Source organism: Pseudoalteromonas sp. NH0006-46 (assembly GCF_057547735.1).
In genome coordinates, this window is the sequence record NZ_BAAJML010000030.1 from 1 (window position 1) to 764 (window position 764).

General features: G+C 52.2%; 1 rRNA gene. It reads left to right on the forward strand.

Annotated elements, in window-relative coordinates:
- Positions 1-751, forward strand: a 23S ribosomal RNA gene (locus AC27I2_RS19685); the annotation flags it as partial.
- Positions 752-764 lie beyond the last annotated feature (13 nt).

Here is a 764-nt window from a genome sequence, read left to right on the forward strand (position 1 = left end):
TGGAGTCGTCCTTGAAATACCACCCTTGTAGTTTTGATGTTCTAACGTTGGCCCCTGAATCGGGGTTACGGACAGTGCCTGGTGGGTAGTTTGACTGGGGCGGTCTCCTCCCAAAGAGTAACGGAGGAGCACGAAGGTTGGCTAAGTACGGTCGGACATCGTACGGTTAGTGTAATGGTAGAAGCCAGCTTAACTGCGAGACAGACACGTCGAGCAGGTACGAAAGTAGGTCATAGTGATCCGGTGGTTCTGAATGGAAGGGCCATCGCTCAACGGATAAAAGGTACTCCGGGGATAACAGGCTGATACCGCCCAAGAGTTCATATCGACGGCGGTGTTTGGCACCTCGATGTCGGCTCATCACATCCTGGGGCTGAAGTCGGTCCCAAGGGTATGGCTGTTCGCCATTTAAAGTGGTACGCGAGCTGGGTTTAGAACGTCGTGAGACAGTTCGGTCCCTATCTGCCGTGGGCGTTTGAGAATTGAGAGGGGTTGCTCCTAGTACGAGAGGACCGGAGTGAACGAACCGCTGGTGTTCGGGTTGTCATGCCAATGGCATTGCCCGGTAGCTACGTTCGGAACTGATAAGCGCTGAAAGCATCTAAGCGCGAAGCAGGCCTCGAGATGAGTTCTCACTAGACTTTTAAAGTCTCTGAAGGGCCGTTGAAGACTACAACGTTGATAGGCAAGATGTGGAAGTGGTGTGAGCCATTAAGCTAACTTGTACTAATTACCCGTGAGGCTTAACCATACAACGCCAAACG